The sequence below is a fragment of the Thauera sp. 2A1 genome (assembly GCF_009469595.2).
Classification (GTDB): Bacteria; Pseudomonadota; Gammaproteobacteria; order Burkholderiales; family Rhodocyclaceae; genus Thauera.
On record NZ_SSXV01000025.1, the window covers coordinates 22,235 to 36,490 of the forward strand.

At 66.0% G+C, this 14,256-nt stretch carries 19 protein-coding genes; 13 read left to right on the forward strand and 6 right to left on the reverse strand.

Going from position 1 to position 14,256, the window contains the following annotated elements:
* Positions 1–50: 50 nt before the first annotated feature.
* From GH664_RS18550 to GH664_RS18570, 5 genes are all read left to right on the forward strand, one after another.
* Positions 51–866 carry an SURF1 family protein gene (locus GH664_RS18550; protein ID WP_228111607.1) on the forward strand — a complete coding sequence of 272 codons (816 nt, stop codon included), beginning with the start codon at positions 51–53 and terminating at the stop codon, positions 864–866.
* Positions 856–1,509: a hypothetical protein gene (locus GH664_RS18555; RefSeq protein WP_228111608.1), complete on the forward strand. Its 654-nt coding sequence runs from the start codon at positions 856–858 to the stop codon at positions 1,507–1,509. Before GH664_RS18550 ends, GH664_RS18555 begins: the two co-directional genes overlap by 11 nt.
* 7 nt (positions 1,510–1,516) lie before the next feature.
* Positions 1,517–2,560, forward strand: a complete 1,044-nt coding sequence (locus GH664_RS18560) for a heme A synthase (RefSeq protein WP_228111609.1) — start codon at positions 1,517–1,519, stop codon at positions 2,558–2,560.
* 11 nt (positions 2,561–2,571) lie between these two features.
* On the forward strand, positions 2,572–3,471 hold the full coding sequence (gene cyoE / locus GH664_RS18565) for a heme o synthase (RefSeq protein WP_153169554.1): 900 nt from the start codon (positions 2,572–2,574) through the stop codon (positions 3,469–3,471).
* A gap of 139 nt (positions 3,472–3,610) precedes the next feature.
* A complete protein-coding gene (locus GH664_RS18570) occupies positions 3,611–4,198 on the forward strand; it encodes an SCO family protein (RefSeq protein ID WP_153169608.1) in 588 nt (195 codons plus the stop codon).
* Between the two features lie 17 nt (positions 4,199–4,215).
* On the opposite strand, the gene GH664_RS18575 is transcribed toward GH664_RS18570, so the two are convergent.
* The 3 genes from GH664_RS18575 to rpoH all read right to left on the reverse strand — a co-directional run bounded on the left by GH664_RS18575 (position 4,216) and on the right by rpoH (position 5,709).
* Complete coding sequence (locus GH664_RS18575) at positions 4,216–4,548, reverse strand: DUF5615 family PIN-like protein (RefSeq protein ID WP_153169555.1); 333 nt, start codon at positions 4,546–4,548, stop codon at positions 4,216–4,218.
* A complete protein-coding gene (locus tag GH664_RS18580; RefSeq protein ID WP_153169556.1) occupies positions 4,545–4,781 on the reverse strand; it encodes a DUF433 domain-containing protein in 237 nt (78 codons plus the stop codon). Before GH664_RS18580 ends, GH664_RS18575 begins: the two co-directional genes overlap by 4 nt.
* Positions 4,782–4,857: 76 nt before the next feature.
* Positions 4,858–5,709: an RNA polymerase sigma factor RpoH gene (rpoH, locus tag GH664_RS18585; RefSeq protein WP_153169557.1), complete on the reverse strand. Its 852-nt coding sequence runs from the start codon at positions 5,707–5,709 to the stop codon at positions 4,858–4,860.
* A gap of 148 nt (positions 5,710–5,857) precedes the next feature.
* Here rpoH and GH664_RS18590 point away from each other — a divergent pair, with 148 nt between their 5' ends.
* From GH664_RS18590 to GH664_RS18605, 4 genes are all read left to right on the forward strand, one after another.
* Positions 5,858–6,094: a type II toxin-antitoxin system Phd/YefM family antitoxin gene (locus GH664_RS18590; protein ID WP_153169558.1), complete on the forward strand. Its 237-nt coding sequence runs from the start codon at positions 5,858–5,860 to the stop codon at positions 6,092–6,094.
* 2 nt (positions 6,095–6,096) lie between these two features.
* Positions 6,097–6,519 carry a type II toxin-antitoxin system VapC family toxin gene (locus GH664_RS18595; protein WP_153169559.1) on the forward strand — a complete coding sequence of 141 codons (423 nt, stop codon included), beginning with the start codon at positions 6,097–6,099 and terminating at the stop codon, positions 6,517–6,519.
* A gap of 326 nt (positions 6,520–6,845) precedes the next feature.
* Positions 6,846–7,970 carry a porin gene (locus tag GH664_RS18600; protein WP_153169560.1) on the forward strand — a complete coding sequence of 375 codons (1,125 nt, stop codon included), beginning with the start codon at positions 6,846–6,848 and terminating at the stop codon, positions 7,968–7,970.
* 235 nt (positions 7,971–8,205) lie between these two features.
* Entirely contained in the window at positions 8,206–9,390 is a 1,185-nt protein-coding gene (locus GH664_RS18605; RefSeq protein ID WP_153169561.1) for a porin, read from the forward strand.
* A gap of 214 nt (positions 9,391–9,604) precedes the next feature.
* On the opposite strand, the gene GH664_RS18610 is transcribed toward GH664_RS18605, so the two are convergent.
* Positions 9,605–9,778 carry a type II toxin-antitoxin system YoeB family toxin gene (locus GH664_RS18610; RefSeq protein WP_153169562.1) on the reverse strand — a complete coding sequence of 58 codons (174 nt, stop codon included), beginning with the start codon at positions 9,776–9,778 and terminating at the stop codon, positions 9,605–9,607.
* 63 nt (positions 9,779–9,841) lie between these two features.
* Between GH664_RS18610 and aroE the strand changes: the two genes are divergently transcribed.
* From aroE to GH664_RS18630, 4 genes are all read left to right on the forward strand, one after another.
* Complete coding sequence (gene aroE / locus GH664_RS18615; protein ID WP_153169563.1) at positions 9,842–10,660, forward strand: shikimate dehydrogenase; 819 nt, start codon at positions 9,842–9,844, stop codon at positions 10,658–10,660.
* Between the two features lie 106 nt (positions 10,661–10,766).
* Entirely contained in the window at positions 10,767–11,009 is a 243-nt protein-coding gene (locus GH664_RS18620; protein WP_153169564.1) for a hypothetical protein, read from the forward strand.
* A 134-nt stretch (positions 11,010–11,143) separates the two neighbouring features.
* Positions 11,144–11,698: a 1,6-anhydro-N-acetylmuramyl-L-alanine amidase AmpD gene (gene ampD, locus GH664_RS18625; RefSeq protein WP_153169565.1), complete on the forward strand. Its 555-nt coding sequence runs from the start codon at positions 11,144–11,146 to the stop codon at positions 11,696–11,698.
* A gap of 346 nt (positions 11,699–12,044) precedes the next feature.
* Positions 12,045–12,797: a lytic transglycosylase domain-containing protein gene (locus tag GH664_RS18630; RefSeq protein WP_228111610.1), complete on the forward strand. Its 753-nt coding sequence runs from the start codon at positions 12,045–12,047 to the stop codon at positions 12,795–12,797.
* Between the two features lie 161 nt (positions 12,798–12,958).
* Here GH664_RS18630 and GH664_RS18635 read toward each other — a convergent pair whose 3' ends face one another.
* Together GH664_RS18635 and GH664_RS18640 are read right to left on the reverse strand one after the other, a co-directional pair.
* Positions 12,959–13,402 carry a gamma-glutamylcyclotransferase family protein gene (locus GH664_RS18635; RefSeq protein ID WP_153169567.1) on the reverse strand — a complete coding sequence of 148 codons (444 nt, stop codon included), beginning with the start codon at positions 13,400–13,402 and terminating at the stop codon, positions 12,959–12,961.
* A 17-nt stretch (positions 13,403–13,419) separates the two neighbouring features.
* Positions 13,420–14,076: an HAD family hydrolase gene (locus GH664_RS18640; protein ID WP_153169568.1), complete on the reverse strand. Its 657-nt coding sequence runs from the start codon at positions 14,074–14,076 to the stop codon at positions 13,420–13,422.
* Between the last annotated feature and the right edge of the window lie 180 nt (positions 14,077–14,256).

A 14,256-nucleotide genomic window follows, 5' to 3' on the forward strand; every position in this document is an offset into this window, starting at 1 on the left:
GGGCTCCGGACGGTGTCGCGCCAGTGTAATGCGGCGGCGGAGCGGGGCCAATGAGCCTTCAGGCGGCCGATCGTTCCGCGCATCGCCTGCGCTCCGTCGCGCAGGGGCCGTCGCCCGGCGCGGTCCGGCGCGGAGGGCGCTCGATGGCCACGGCGCTGCGCACGGCGGTGCCCCTGGTGGCTGGCCTGTTGCTTGTTGCGCTGACGGTGTCGCTGGGCAACTGGCAGACGCGCAGGGCGCAGGAAAAGGCTGACCTGCAGCAACGCTTCAACCTGCTGGCGCGCGGCGGTCTTGTCGCAGCGCGCGCCAGCGACCTGCCAGCCCCCGGCCAGCCGCTGCGTCTCGAAGGTGAATGGCTGGCGCAGCACGGCATCCTGCTCGACAACCGCACCCAGGGCGGGCGTGCCGGCTACCACGTGCTGACGCCGCTGCGCCTTGCCGACGGCTCGGGCACCGTGCTGGTGAACCGCGGCTGGGTGGCGGCCGATGCCGACCGCAGCCGCTTGCCCGTCACCCTCACGCCGCCCGGGCCGCAGACCGTCGAAGGCCGCGTGCGCCCGTTCGAGGCCAGACCCTTCTCCCTGGGTGCCGACGTGGCGGACGGCCGCCGCTGGCAGCACCTCGATGTCGACCGTTATCGCCGCCTGATTGGCGATGCGGCCGGCACGCAACTGGCCGGCTGGATGGTGCAGCAGACCTCCGCGGCGGCCGATGGCTTGTCGCGGGACTGGCCGGAACCCTTCGTGGGCGCCGACCGCCACCGTGGCTATGCGCTGCAGTGGTACGCGCTGGCCGGACTTTTTGCGGCGCTGACGGCCTGGTATGCGGGGCGCCTCCTGACGCGGGAATCCTTTCATGAACGATAGCCTGACCCTTCATCGCGCTGACGCAGTGGCAGACTTGCAGCCCCACGCACCGGGCCAGCGGCGGCGCAGCCGCCGCACGTTGATCCTGCTCGCGATCGTCTGCGTGCTGCCGGTGCTCGCCTCCTACTTCACCTTCTATCTGTGGCAGCCACAGGGCCGGGTCAACCACGGCACGCTGCTGACTCCGGCAATGTTGCCGGCAACGGTGCTCGACGGCGTTAGCGGGCAGGCCCCGCTGGCGCGTGCGGAGCTGGAGCGCCGCTGGACGCTGGTGTTCGCTGCGCCCGCGGCCTGCGATGCAGCGTGTGCGCGTGCGCTCTATGTGTCGCGCCAGGCGAGGCTGGCGCAGGCGCAGGACGCGGAACGCGTCGCGCGCGTGTGGCTCGTTACCGACTCCGGCACGCCTGCTGCCCCGGCGCTGGCCGCGCAGGAAGGCCTGCGCCTGGCACGCGCCGACGCCGCCTGGCTGGCCGCGCTGGGCGCCGACGCGGTGGCGGGCGCGGTGTTCCTTGTCGATCCGCTCGGCAACGTGATGATGCGTTTCGACGACGACTCCGACTCGATCCGTGCCGCACGCGGCCTCACCAAGGACCTGCAGCGCCTGCTGAAGTATTCCGCGCTCGGTCGTGGCGCGAAGGGCTAGGGCGGCCATGGACCGCGCGCTGATGCTCTATCGCCGCCTTGTGCTGCTGGCGCTCGGCCTCACCGCCTGTGTGGTGGTGTTCGGCGCCTATGTGCGGCTGTCCGATGCCGGCCTCGGCTGTCCCGACTGGCCAGGGTGCTACGGCAAGCTCAGCCCCGCGCATGCGGCGGCGGAAATCCTCGATGCACACGAGGCCGCGCCGCACGGCCCGGTGAGCCTGCCCAAGGCCTGGAAGGAGATGACCCACCGCTACCTGGCGGCCAGCCTTGGCCTGCTGATCATCGCCATCGCCTTTCTCGCCTGGCGGCTGCGCAGCCAGGCGACGGTATCCGCACGGGTGGCCAGCCTGCTTGTCGGGGTGGTGGTGTTCCAGGGGCTGCTGGGCAAATGGACAGTCACCCTGCTGTTGAAACCGGCCATCGTCACCGCCCACCTGCTGGGCGGCATGACGACGCTGGCCTTGCTCGCCTGGCTTGCGCTGCGCGCGATGGGTGTGGCGCGGCTGCAGGCGGGGGGTGTCGGTGGCGTCGCGCCTCGGCTGTGCATGGCGGCGCGCATCGGCCTTGCGCTGCTGTTCGCACAGATCGCCTTGGGCGGCTGGACGAGCACCAACTACGCCGCGCTCGCCTGCACCGACTTCCCCACCTGCCACGGCAGCCTGTGGCCCCGCGCCGACTACGGCAACGCCTTCCATGTGGTGCGAGAACTCGGTATGACGGCGGATGGCGAGTTGCTGTCGAATGCGGCGCTCACCGCCATCCATTGGGCGCATCGCATCGGCGCGGTGGTCGTCGGCACCGTGCTGCTGGCGCTGGGTTTCACGCTTGCCGGCCGGAAGGGGATGGAACGCCTCGGGCTTGCCCTCGCCGCCGCGCTGCTGCTGCAGGTGTCGCTGGGCGCTGCCAACGTCTGGCTGTCGCTGCCGCTGGGGCTGGCCGCCGCGCACAACGCGGGCGCCGCGCTGTTGCTGGCGCTGATGGTTTCGATCAACTACCGGCTGGCCGGCGCGCCCGCACGTGCGCGCCACGAACTCGCCATTGTCACCGTATGAAGGAGCGTGCAATGAGGATCCTGGCCCCCGCTCAAGATGGTTTCGCGCGTCGCGCGCGGGCCTTCTATGTGCTGACCAAGCCGCGGGTGAATACGCTGATCGTGTTCTGCGCGGTGATCGGCATGTTCCTCGCCGTGCCAGCAGGCCTGCCCGAGCCCTTCGTCGTGTTCTGCGCCACCGTCGGCATCGCCTGCGTCGCGGGTGCTGCGGCAGCCATGAACTGCCTGGTGGAGCAGCACATCGACGCCCGCATGGCGCGCACCCGGGGCCGGCCGCTGCCGCGTGGCGAGCTTGCCCCGGTGGAGGTGCTGGCTTTCGCCGGGCTGCTGGGTGGTATCGGCCTCACCGTCCTGCATCGTGCCGTGAACCCGCTGACGATGTGGCTGACGCTGGCCACCTTCGTCGGCTACGCGGTCGTCTACACGCTGTTCCTGAAGCCGCGCACACCGCAGAACATCGTCATCGGCGGCGCTTCCGGAGCGATGCCGCCGGTACTCGGCTGGTCGGCAGTCACCGGTGAGGTGTCTGCCGACGCGCTGCTGTTGTTCCTCATCATCTTCGCCTGGACGCCGCCGCATTTCTGGGCCTTGGCGCTGTACCGCACCGAGGACTACGCGCGCGCCGGCCTGCCCATGCTGCCGGTCACGCACGGCCAGGCTTACACCCGCCTGAGCGTGCTGCTCTACACCCTGATCCTGTTCGGCGTCACGCTGCTGCCTTACGCCACGCGCATGTCCGGGGTGGTCTACCTGCTGGCCGCCGTCGCCCTCGGCGCACGCTTCGTGCATTACGCCTGGCGGCTGCATCGCGACTACAGCGATGCCCTGGCGCGGCGCACCTTCCGCTTCTCCATCGCCTACCTGTTCGGCCTCTTCGCCGCACTGCTGCTCGACCACTACCTGCCTTACTGAGCCTGCCCCCGGCACGACTTCAGCCGCGGCCGCGGCGAATTGACGCAGCGCATTAACGCCTGCCGCGGCGGCCGACTATCATCGGCGCGTGCAGATGATGTGCTGGAGTTGGAAGATGGGTGTGCAGCGTAGAGATTTCATGATGGTGTGTTGCAGGGGGGCGGCGCTCGCCCTCGGCGTGGCGCTGCTTGCGGGCTGCAAGCCGGCCGAACCGATATTCCGCTCCACCGACATCACCGGGGCCGATTACGGCAAGTCGCTCGCGCTGACCGACCATAACGGCCAGAAGCGCACCCTGGCCGATTTCCGCGGCAAGGTGGTGACGGTCTTCTTTGGTTACACCCAATGCCCCGATGTGTGTCCCACCGCGCTGTCGGGCATGAGCGAAGTCATGCGCCAGCTCGGACCGGATGGGGACCGGCTGCAGGTCATCTTCGTTACCGTCGACCCCGAACGCGATACCCCGGCGTTGCTGTCGGAGTACGTCCCGGCTTTCGACAAACGCTTCCTCGGCCTTTACGGCACGCCGGAGCAGATCGCCGAGGTGGCGAAGGATTTTCGCGTGTTCTACCGCAAGAGCGGCGACCTGAACGGCCACTACACCATCGACCACAGCGCCGGCACCTACGTCTTCGACCCGAGCGGCCGGCTGCGCCTGTACGTGAGACACGCCGAAGACCCGGCAGTCATCGCCGCAGACATCAAGGCGCTGCTGGCGGGGAAGTGAGGCAAGGGCCTACCGTTTCAGCGGATTTCAATGATTGACTCACCGGCGTTCAGCGCTTGTACCAGTTGAGGAAGAATTGAAGCGAACGCATCCAGGAGTGGCTGTTTCCGACAATTTCCAAGCCGAACCCACACTACCTGGGGTGGGATGCTGCGTTGCTGGTTTGCAAGGATGCGGAAATCGTCGTCTTTCGTAACGATCGCCATTCCGGCGTCGCGAGTGAACGCCCAAATCTCGTGGTCCGATGCGCTGCCGAGCCCGAAGTCCGTGACATGCACCGCATCAAGTTCAGTCGTGGCAAGCCAGCGCGCGAGTGCCACCCGTAACTGGTTATCGACCAGCAGCTTCACGCCGCGACCAGTATCGCGTGATCGGTTTGCAGGGCAGCATATTCAAGGGCGGCACGAACGTCTTCTTCTTCGAGGAAGGGATAATCCTCGACGATCTCGCCAAAACTGGCTCCGGCGCTCAACAGACTCAGGATATCCGACACCCGCAGCCTGAATCCGCGGATACAGGGCCGTCCCCCGCAATGGTCGGGCGACACGGTGATTCTTTCGAGCAAATCGCTGTTGGATTTCACCGCGGTTCTCCACCCACAGAATCGTCACTCAGTATAGCTGCGATTCCGCCATCGCTTCGGGTCCCGAACGTTGCCCTCACACCACCGCCGCCAGCACCCCCCGCATCTTCTGCATGGCCTTCGCTTCGATCTGGCGGATGCGTTCGGCCGATACGCCGTATTCGGCGGCGAGCTCGTGCAGCGTGGCGGCGTCGCCTTCGGTGAGCCAGCGGCGCTCGACGATGCGGCGGCTGCGCTCGTCCAGGCTGGCGAGCGCCTCACGCAGGCCGCTGTCCTGCAGGCGGGCGAGCTGGGTCTGCTCCAGCACTTCCGACGGCTCGGCGTGCGGGTCGGGCAGGTAGGCGACCGGGGCGAAGCGTTCGTCGTCATCGTCGCTGCTGCCTTCCAGCGGGATGTCGCGGCCGGTGAGGCGCGTTTCCATCTCCACCACTTCCTCGGGCTTCACGCCCAGGCGGGCGGCGATCGAGCGCACTTCGGCCGGCTGCAGCGTCGCCGTGTCCTGCTTCATGCCGCGCAGGTTGAAGAACAGCTTGCGCTGCGCCTTGGTCGTGGCGATCTTCACCAGGCGCCAGTTCTTCACGATGTATTCGTGGATCTCGGCCTTGATCCAGTGCATCGCGAACGACACCAGGCGCACGCCGCGCGACGGGTCGAAGCGCTTCACCGCCTTCATCAGGCCGATGTTGCCTTCCTGGATCAGGTCGGCGTGGGGCAGGCCGTAGCCCAGGTAGCCGCGCGCGATCGCCACCACCAGGCGCAGGTGCGACATCACCAGTCGGCGCGCCGCATCCACATCGCCTTCCTCGCGCAGCCGCGTCGCCAGCGACACCTCCTCCTGCTCGGTGAGCATGGGGATGCGATTCACCGACTGGATGTACTGATCGATGCTGCCAGCCGACGGGACGGGGTACGAAAGGGTAAGAGACATAGGCGTGTTTCCTCCTTGCGTGCAATCTTAGCACTCGGCAACTGAGAGTGCTAAACGTGAATGCAAGTTCAGACCATCGTCGCAACTCGCTCCTTGACCGGTCCGTGCGTTCGTTCTAAAAGACTAATCAACTGGTCAGGAGGAGCGTATGCAAACCATCAGTCTTGCGGATGCAAAAGCACATCTGAGTCGTCTCATCGAGTTGGTCGAGCAAGGCGAGGAGGTCACGATCACGCGTCGCGGCAAACCCGTTGCCCGGCTCGTGGCCGAGCGGGCCGCACGGCAGGAGCTCCCGAGCCTGGCGGCGCTGCGTGCAGGCCAACCCCTGCAGACGGAATCGGCCGGTGATTTCCTGCGCGCGCTCCGGGACGGGGCGCGCTATTGACGATGCGCTATGTCGACACCAGCGTCCTGCTGGCGTATCTGACCCGCGAGGCGAAAAGCGACTGCGCGGAGGCTTTCATGCGCAGTCCCGGCCCGCCGCTGTGCGTCAGCTCTTGGGTGGAAACCGAATTGCTGTCCGCCCTCGGGTTGAAGATCCGAACCGGGCAGCTCACCAGGGAGCTCGCCGCGGAGGTCTATCGCACCTACCGTCAGGTCGTTGCGCGGCATCTTCGTCAGTGTGCGGTTGAGGACGCGGATCATCGCGATGCGGCCCGATTGCTCGAAGGATGGACGGCCAGCCTGAGGGCGGGCGATGCGCTTCACCTGGCGATTGCGGCTGGGCAGGGCGCCTTGGTCTGCACGCTCGACCGGGGCATGGCGGACGCTGCGCGGGGCCTGGGCGTCCAGGCCATGCTGCTCGCGTGACGACTGGCGGCGGTGTTTGAGAAGCGCAGTCGGAATCTGGTTTTTTGTCAGACCTCCGCCAGGGAAACTACCTGAGCCACGATCGCGACGTCATGGAGATTGCGGGAAAGAGCCGAGAGCCTCGCTTGCCTCGTCGGGTCGTCCAGCCGAGGAAGTGCCCATGTTGCAACCAAACAACAAGATGCCCGGATATGTGGCGTTTTTGTGATTCCACGCTTGCCACGCCCTTACCCGCTCCGCACAATCCGCTCAACTTCTCGCCAGAGAGGTGAGCAAGACCAAGGAAGGCTCTTCCTGAGTCTCGACTTCAATTTGAGGAGAAACACATGCAGAAGAAACTGATCGCGCTGGCCGTCGCTGGCCTGGTTTCGGTTCCGGCCTTCGCGCAGTCCAACGTCACGATCTACGGTGTCGTCGACATGGGCTACAAGTACCAGGGCGACAACGTCGCTAGCAACGTCAAGAACCGCAATGCCATCGACTCCGGCATCTCCGGCGGTAGCCGCATCGGCTTCAAGGGCACCGAAGACCTGGGCAACGGGCTCAAGGCTGGCTTCGTGCTCGAGCAGGGCATCGCGGTCGACACCGGTTCGTCCCCGTCGAGCGGTACCTGGGCTCGTCAGTCGTTCGTGAGTCTGTCCGGCGGCTTCGGTGCCGTGGCCCTCGGCCGTCAATACACGCCGCAGCACAAGATCATGGCCGCCGTCGATCCGTTCGGCTTCGGCAAGGGCACGGCCGCCGGCTTGCAGAACTTCTACATCGGCGAAGCGCGTCTGGACAACCTGGTGGCCTACGTGTCGCCGACTTGGTCTGGCTTCAACGTCGCCGCCGGCTACACGTTCGGTGCGGGTAACGGCAACGGCGCCGGTACCAACGAGGCGAACCCGACCCCGCGCAACAATGTCAATACTACCGACGTTCGTGCCTGGGTGATCTCGCCGAGCTACACGAATGGCCCGATCTTCGTCGCTGCCAACTTCCACAAGCTGGATCCGGTTCAGACCGGCGTCGACAGCGCCAAGGTGTGGGATCTGGCCGGTACCTATGATTTCGGCATGGTCAAGGTTGGCGCCATCTATGGCCAGCGCAAGATCGATGACGCGAAGGTCAAGCAGTGGGCCCTGACCGGCGCCGTTCCGGTCGGCCCGGCCGGCAAGGTTCAGGTCATGTATGGCCAGCGCAAGTTCGACGAAGGTGGCAACACCTACGACGGCGCCAAGGTCAGCCAATGGGGTCTGGGCTACGAGCACGCGCTGTCGAAGCGCACCGCGCTGTATGCGGTCTACGCGCAGCAGAACCAGAACAACGACCAGGAACGCGCGACTCTTGGCACGCCTAACCAGAACGTGAATACCTTCACGGGTCTCGGCGCTGGCATCGGCGACGCGAGCGACACTGGCGCTGGCAACTACCAGCGTGGCTTCAACCTGGGTGTTCGCCACTCGTTCTAATCTCGTCTCACGACGGGTTTAGCCAGAACGGGCGCTTCGGCGCCCGTTTTTTCGTCTACGCGACCAGGCGGGCAAGACGTTGCGCGGCGGCAACAGATTTGCGGCAGATTCATTGCATCTGCAAGCTCGTGCTTGCGACCGTGCGTCGCTCGTCTTTAGGATTCGTCCATCGAATGACTGACGGCAAAACCGGCAGTTCCTTCGCCCGATTTTCTCGACACCCTTGGAGACTCTTATGCAAAAGAAGCTGATTGCGCTCGCTGTCGCAGGTCTTGTTTCCGTCCCGGCGTTCGCCCAGTCGAACGTTACGATCTACGGCATCGTCGATATGGGCTACGCCTATCGCGGCGACAACGTGGTTGATGGTGTCAAGAACCGCAACGGCATCGATTCCGGCATCGCCAACGGCAGCCGTCTGGGCTTCAAGGGCACCGAAGACCTCGGCAACGGCCTGAAGGCGGGCTTCGTGCTGGAGCAGGGCATTGCTGCGGATACCGGTACGTCGACCCAGGACGGCAAGACCTTCGGTCGCCAGTCCTTCGCCTATCTCGGTGGCAACTTCGGCACCGTCGCCCTCGGCCGCCAGTACGCGCCGCAGTTCATCCTGCTCGACTCGATGGATCCGTTCGGCACCGGCCAGGTTGGCGCATCCAACAACATCTACGCCATCGAAGTTCGCCTCGACAACCTAGTGAGCTACACCTCGCCGAGCTGGAACGGCTTCAACGTGGTCGCCGGCTATACGTTCAGCGCGGCGGGGAACGAGTCCAAGGGCAACAACTCGACGGATCTGGGCGATGGTTTCTACGGCGATGTTCGCGTTTGGGCGATCAACCCCAATTACGCGAATGGACCGCTTAAAGTTGGCCTCAATTACCATCAGGCGACCCTGAAGGCGGCTAACTCCGTTGGCGGCGTTCCGAATCTGCTTGCTGGTTCGGATGGCGACAAGGTCAAGGTCTGGGACATCGGTGGCAGCTATGATCTTGGTGTCGTGAAGCTGTCGGCGATCTTCGGTCAGCGCAAGGCTGACAGCGATGTGGTCGGCGATTTCCTGTTCAACCCGCTGTTCAAGAAGAGCACACAGTGGCTGGTCGGCGCCACCGTGCCGGTCGGGCCGTCGGGCAAGGTGCTGCTGTCCTATGTGCACCGTAAGTCCGAGCTGACAGCCGGTGCGAAGAGCCCAGTTGGTCTGAACACGGATTCCGATGCGAAGTCCGGCCAGTGGGCGCTCGGTTACGAGCATGCGTTGTCGAAGCGCACCTCGATCTACACCGCCTACTCGGACATCAACAACAAGGGGTCTGCCAAGGCTGTCGAAGCTGGCGAGGCCATTACTGCTGCTTCGGTCGGCGACGCCACCAGCGGCGGCGGTGGCTACCAGCGCGGCTTCAACCTCGGCCTGCGCCACGTGTTCTGATCTGTCGCAGCTTGCGGTTCAAGGAAAACGGGCACTTCGGTGCCCGTTTTTGCGTCTTGGCGCCGCTCGTGATTCCGGCGACGGTGGGTGTGGAAACAGGCGGTTTTTGTAGGAGCGGGCTTGACCGCGATCTCGCAGGGCAGGTCGCGGTCAAGCCCGCTCCTACATGATCGGCTGGACGCCTTGAGTGTGCTTCGGGGAAGGCGCGCCCTGGTCAGTTGTAGTGGAAGCGGCAGGCGATGATCACCAGCTCGCGGTCGTTCGCCCGATAGATCAGGCGATTCACGTCGTCGATGCGGCGTGAGCAGTAGCCGGAGAGATCGCAGCGCATTGGTTCCTGCTTGCCGATGCGCGCAATCGTATCGACCGCAGCCGCGCGCTTACGCATCGGCCTTGCGTGGTGCCGATCAATCTGGACAATCTGACCGGGTTTCCTCCTTGGCGCCAAACCATGACCGACCGCTACGCCGTCATCGGCAACCCCATTTCGCACTCGAAATCGCCCCTCATCCACGCCGCATTCGCGCGCCAGACCGGGCAGGACATGCGCTACGACGCCATCCTCGGCCCGCTGGACGGCTTCGAGGCCTGCGTGCGGCAGTTCATGCGCGAGGGCGGCAAGGGCATGAACGTGACGGTGCCGTTCAAGATCCAGGCGTTCGAGCTGGCGGACCGGCTCACCGAACGCGCGCGGCATGCGCAGGCGGTGAATACGCTGAAGTTCGAGGCCGATGGCAGCATCCTCGGTGACAACACCGATGGCGTGGGCATGGTGCGCGACATCCGCGACCGCCTGGGCGCGCCCATCGCTGGCCGGCGCGTGCTGCTGCTGGGGGCCGGCGGCGCGGCGCGTGGGGTGCTGCTGCCGCTGCTGGACGAGCAGCCGGCCTGCCTGGTGATCGCCAACCGCACGCCGGAGAAGGCGCTCGAGCTGAAGGCGCTGTGCGAAGGCCGTGGCGAGGTGGGCGTGGCGCGCTTCGACGAGCTCGGCAGCCAGGCCTTCGACCTCGTCATCAACGCCACCTCGGCCAGCCTGGGCGGCGAGGGCCTGTCGCTGCCGGCGGGCACGTACGACGCCGGCGCGCTGGCCTACGACATGGTCTATGGCGACCGCCCCACGCCTTTCATGCAGCGCGCCGCCGAGCAGGGCGCGGCGCGCGTGGCCGACGGCCTGGGCATGCTGGTCGGCCAGGCGGCCGAATCCTTCCACCTGTGGCGCGGCGTGCGGCCCGAGACCGAACCGGTGATCGCGATGCTGCGCAAGCGTTGATTGCGCAGCGCAGCGGGTGGAGCGCTTGATCGTGCTCGCCTTGCCTGATGTCTCGCATCACGATGCATGCATTATGATGATGCAACGTGATTGGAGGAGCCCAAGCATGCATTCTCTGCAGATTCGTAGCCTGCCTGACCACGTCTATCAGGCGCTTGCCTTGCGCGCTGAGCGCGCGCACCGAAGCCTTGCGCAACAGGCGCTGGTCGAACTCGCGGGCGACGTGGAAGGCACGGCGGGACACCGGCGCAGGACGGTCCTGGAGCGGATCAAGCTCGGTCTGAGCCCGGACGCCGGCGCCCTCGCGCCTTCTCCGGAACAACTGATCCGCGACGATCGCGAGCGTTGATTCCGTGAGAGTGGTGCTTGACGCCTCGGCGGCGATGAACCTCGTGATGCGCACCGAGCGCGGATTCTGTCGAGCGATAAGCGGCTGCTCGGCTTGGCCGCGAAGATCGATCCGAGCATGATCTTTCCCGACGAATGAAATCCGAGGCGTTTTCCGGCGGCTGGCTCGCCTGCGCCCGCCGCATTCCTTCGCCCAACTTCGATGAGCGTCCCGACGGCGAGGTGCCCAGCCTGATCGTGGTGCATGCGATCAGCCTGCCGCCCGACCAGTTCGGCGGCCCGGGGGTGGAGCAGCTTTTCACCAACACGCTGGACCCGGACGAGCACCCGTATTACGCGACGATCTGCCATCTGCGGGTGTCGGCGCATTTCTTCATCCGGCGCGACGGCGAGCTGATCCAGTTCGTGTCGGCGGATGCGCGCGCGTGGCATGCGGGGGTGTCGAGCTGGGACGGGCGGGAGCGCTGCAACGACTTCTCCATCGGCATCGAACTGGAGGGTTGCGACAGCCTGCCGTTCGCGCCGGAGCAGTACCGCAGGCTTGCCGGGCTGCTCGAAATTCTGCAGGCAAACTACCCGATTCGGGCTGTCGTCGGGCACGCCGATATCGCGCCAGGACGCAAGACAGACCCGGGTCCGTGCTTCGATTGGGCCTGCCTGCAGGGTTTCACACTTGTTGCAAGGCGTTAAGTGCTTGTTTAGTATGCGCTGTCAAAATTTGACAGGACGGGCAGGAGGAAATACACTGCGTCCCAATGTTGCTCTGCAACATTTTCAACTTAGCCTTTTTAACCATTAACCATCGGTGCGGCGCAGTCCTTCGGGAAGGCGCAGTTTCATGGACGTACGCACCGCGGGGCTTGTCGTCTGGTTGCGGCGGCAGGCTTTAACACCTACTGGCGACCGAGTATTCCGACACGCGAGGGCTGCTGACCGCAGCCCTCGCGCGTGTTCAGGGCCTCACCGGCACTGGGCAGCCGTCAGCCTCACAAGGGCATGCGGGACGTCGAGCTCTGGCCACAGCATGGAGGACACCATGAAACACGCAACTCGAACTCAGGGCCTCGCGCGTCAGGCGGGCGGCGTTCTTTTAACCCTCGCGCACGGCGCATTGCTGGCTGGTGGCTTGATGGGAATGGCCACGGTCGTTCCCGACAGGCTGGATCCGGTCAGCGTCAATTACACGGACACGCGTAACGCGATCTCCGTGCAGCAGGTCGGCGCGCATGCCGGCCTCGCGGTGGAAGCTCCGCAAGGGACCTCAGCCGCAACCGGTGGCAAGCCGGTCCACCTTGCCCAGGCTGTTGCCGAAGAAGGTGGCCTGTCGCCCGAAATGGGGCGCGTCCGGGACTGGGTGGCCGACCGTTACGGCATGCCTGTCGAAACGCTGCAACCGGTACTTGCTGCGGCCGAAGAGGCCGGGCGCGACCGTGGCATCGACCCGATGCTGATTGTTGCGGTGATGGCGGTGGAGTCGGGTTTCAACCCGCGCGCGGTGAGCAACATGGGGGCGCAGGGGCTGATGCAGATCATCCCGCGCTACCACCAGGACAAGATCGGCAAGAAGCGCGGCAAGAATGCGCTCTTCGACCCCGAGTTCAATGTCCACGTCGGCACCCAGGTGCTGCACGAGACCATCACCCGCTACGGCAACGTGCAGCGGGCGCTGCAGGCCTACAACGGTTCGCTCGGCGATCCGTCGATGCGCTACCCGCGCAAGGTCATGGCGATGAAGAAGCGCATTGTCGCCGCCGCCGCCGGCCGCATCGAAGTGGCCTCGGCCGGCTGAGCGATCGCCGCCGACGACTTGAGCGCGATTGCCAATCGGATCGCGGTCAAGCCCGCTCCCACAGGAAGAGCACTATCCGCCTCGCAGGAGCGGGCTCGACCGCGACCTGTGCCTTGCCCGGTCGCGGTCCGGTCGCGGCCCGGTCGCGGTCAAGCCCGCTCCTACTCGATGTCGTCCGGATTCCGGCCCAGCGTCGAGAAGCCGAGATAAGCCGCTTCGAAGCGTGCCTTGCCGTGGCGCAGGAAGTGTTCGAAATCCCAGTCGCCGGCGGCGAGCCGGCCGGCGTATCGAGGCTTGAAGACATAGGTCCAGGCCGCCAGGCTGCGGCCGTCGGCGAGCGTCGCCGTGACCCGTTCGCGGGTGTATTCCTCGCCCTCGAAGGCGTCCAGCCGCGCCCAGGCGGACGACCGCAGGTCCAGGTAGAGCACGCCCTGCACCGCGCTGCCGGGCGTGGGCACCATGCCGGGGTAGTGCTGGCCGATCACCGAGTGGCGGCGATGTTCCGCCAGCGTGGCGGGCGCGTGGCGAGTGCAGGGCGTGCCGCACACCGCGGACATGATGTCCTCGCACATCAGCGAACCGTAGGTGAAGCAATGTTCATGCATGCGCGTGGCCGTTCGCATCAGTCCTGAAGGATCAGTTCGGCCAGCGCCGCAGGGCTGGTGACGGCGCGCCAGTGCGGCGCCATCTCGGCTGCGTCCAGGCTGCCGTAACCCCAGGTGGCGGCGAGGAAGGGCAGGTGGTTGGCATCGGCCGATTCACCGTCCTCGCTGCGGTCGCCCACGTACACCGCGATGTCGCGCGCGATGCCGCGATCGGCCATCAGGCGCGCGATCATCGTCGCCTTGTCGGGCAGGCGCGGCTCGAACATGTCGAGCGCGTACACCGCGTCGAAATGCCCCGCCCAGCCGAGGTGCTGCAGGATCAGCCGCGTCGGGTGCAGGCGCTTGTTGGTGGCGATCGCCAGCCGGCAGCCGCCGGCGGCCAGCCGCGTCAGCATGTCGCCGACGCCGTCATAGGCGGCGGTCTGCAGGTAGCCGGTGGTGTCGTAGCTGGCCTTGAAGTGGGCGGCGAGTTCGGCGATGAGCACCGGATCGGTGCTGCCGGTGAGCATTTCCAGCGTCTCGAGCAGCGGCGGGCCGACGATGCCGGCATCGATCGGCATGACCGGCGCGCGGCCGGCGGCTGCGAAGGCTTCGCGATAGCTGGCGAGGATGGCGGGGGCGGAGTCGATCAGGGTGCCGTCGAGATCGAACAGCACGTGCGGGTACAGGGGCATGGATGGGGGCGGGCAAGGGGCATGGAGCCATTCTATTGCCAACAGCACCGCGGAACCTCATGCGGGACGGCCACGAATCCAGTCTGCCGCCGGGGGGGCGTTCCGTCGGGCTGCGGAACTCACATAAATGCGCGACCTCGCTGCGCTCGGGACTCGAACAGCCCTCACCCGCTCCACGCA

Bases quoted from the DNA above. Each gene is read 5' to 3' on its own strand.
- GH664_RS18550 (WP_228111607.1), top strand. From the start codon at position 51: ATGAGCCTTCAGGCGGCCGATCGTTCCGCGCATCGCCTGCGCTCCGTC.
- GH664_RS18555 (WP_228111608.1), top strand. From the start codon at position 856: ATGAACGATAGCCTGACCCTTCATCGCGCTGACGCAGTGGCAGACTTG.
- GH664_RS18560 (WP_228111609.1), top strand. From the start codon at position 1,517: ATGGACCGCGCGCTGATGCTCTATCGCCGCCTTGTGCTGCTGGCGCTC.
- cyoE (WP_153169554.1), top strand. From the start codon at position 2,572: ATGAGGATCCTGGCCCCCGCTCAAGATGGTTTCGCGCGTCGCGCGCGG.
- GH664_RS18570 (WP_153169608.1), top strand. From the start codon at position 3,611: ATGATGGTGTGTTGCAGGGGGGCGGCGCTCGCCCTCGGCGTGGCGCTG.
- rpoH (WP_153169557.1), bottom strand. From the start codon at position 5,709: ATGTCTCTTACCCTTTCGTACCCCGTCCCGTCGGCTGGCAGCATCGAT.
- GH664_RS18590 (WP_153169558.1), top strand. From the start codon at position 5,858: ATGCAAACCATCAGTCTTGCGGATGCAAAAGCACATCTGAGTCGTCTC.
- GH664_RS18595 (WP_153169559.1), top strand. From the start codon at position 6,097: ATGCGCTATGTCGACACCAGCGTCCTGCTGGCGTATCTGACCCGCGAG.
- GH664_RS18600 (WP_153169560.1), top strand. From the start codon at position 6,846: ATGCAGAAGAAACTGATCGCGCTGGCCGTCGCTGGCCTGGTTTCGGTT.
- GH664_RS18605 (WP_153169561.1), top strand. From the start codon at position 8,206: ATGCAAAAGAAGCTGATTGCGCTCGCTGTCGCAGGTCTTGTTTCCGTC.
- GH664_RS18610 (WP_153169562.1), bottom strand. From the start codon at position 9,778: ATGCGTAAGCGCGCGGCTGCGGTCGATACGATTGCGCGCATCGGCAAG.
- aroE (WP_153169563.1), top strand. From the start codon at position 9,842: ATGACCGACCGCTACGCCGTCATCGGCAACCCCATTTCGCACTCGAAA.
- GH664_RS18620 (WP_153169564.1), top strand. From the start codon at position 10,767: ATGCATTCTCTGCAGATTCGTAGCCTGCCTGACCACGTCTATCAGGCG.
- ampD (WP_153169565.1), top strand. From the start codon at position 11,144: ATGAAATCCGAGGCGTTTTCCGGCGGCTGGCTCGCCTGCGCCCGCCGC.
- GH664_RS18630 (WP_228111610.1), top strand. From the start codon at position 12,045: ATGAAACACGCAACTCGAACTCAGGGCCTCGCGCGTCAGGCGGGCGGC.
- GH664_RS18635 (WP_153169567.1), bottom strand. From the start codon at position 13,402: ATGCATGAACATTGCTTCACCTACGGTTCGCTGATGTGCGAGGACATC.
- GH664_RS18640 (WP_153169568.1), bottom strand. From the start codon at position 14,076: ATGCCCCTGTACCCGCACGTGCTGTTCGATCTCGACGGCACCCTGATC.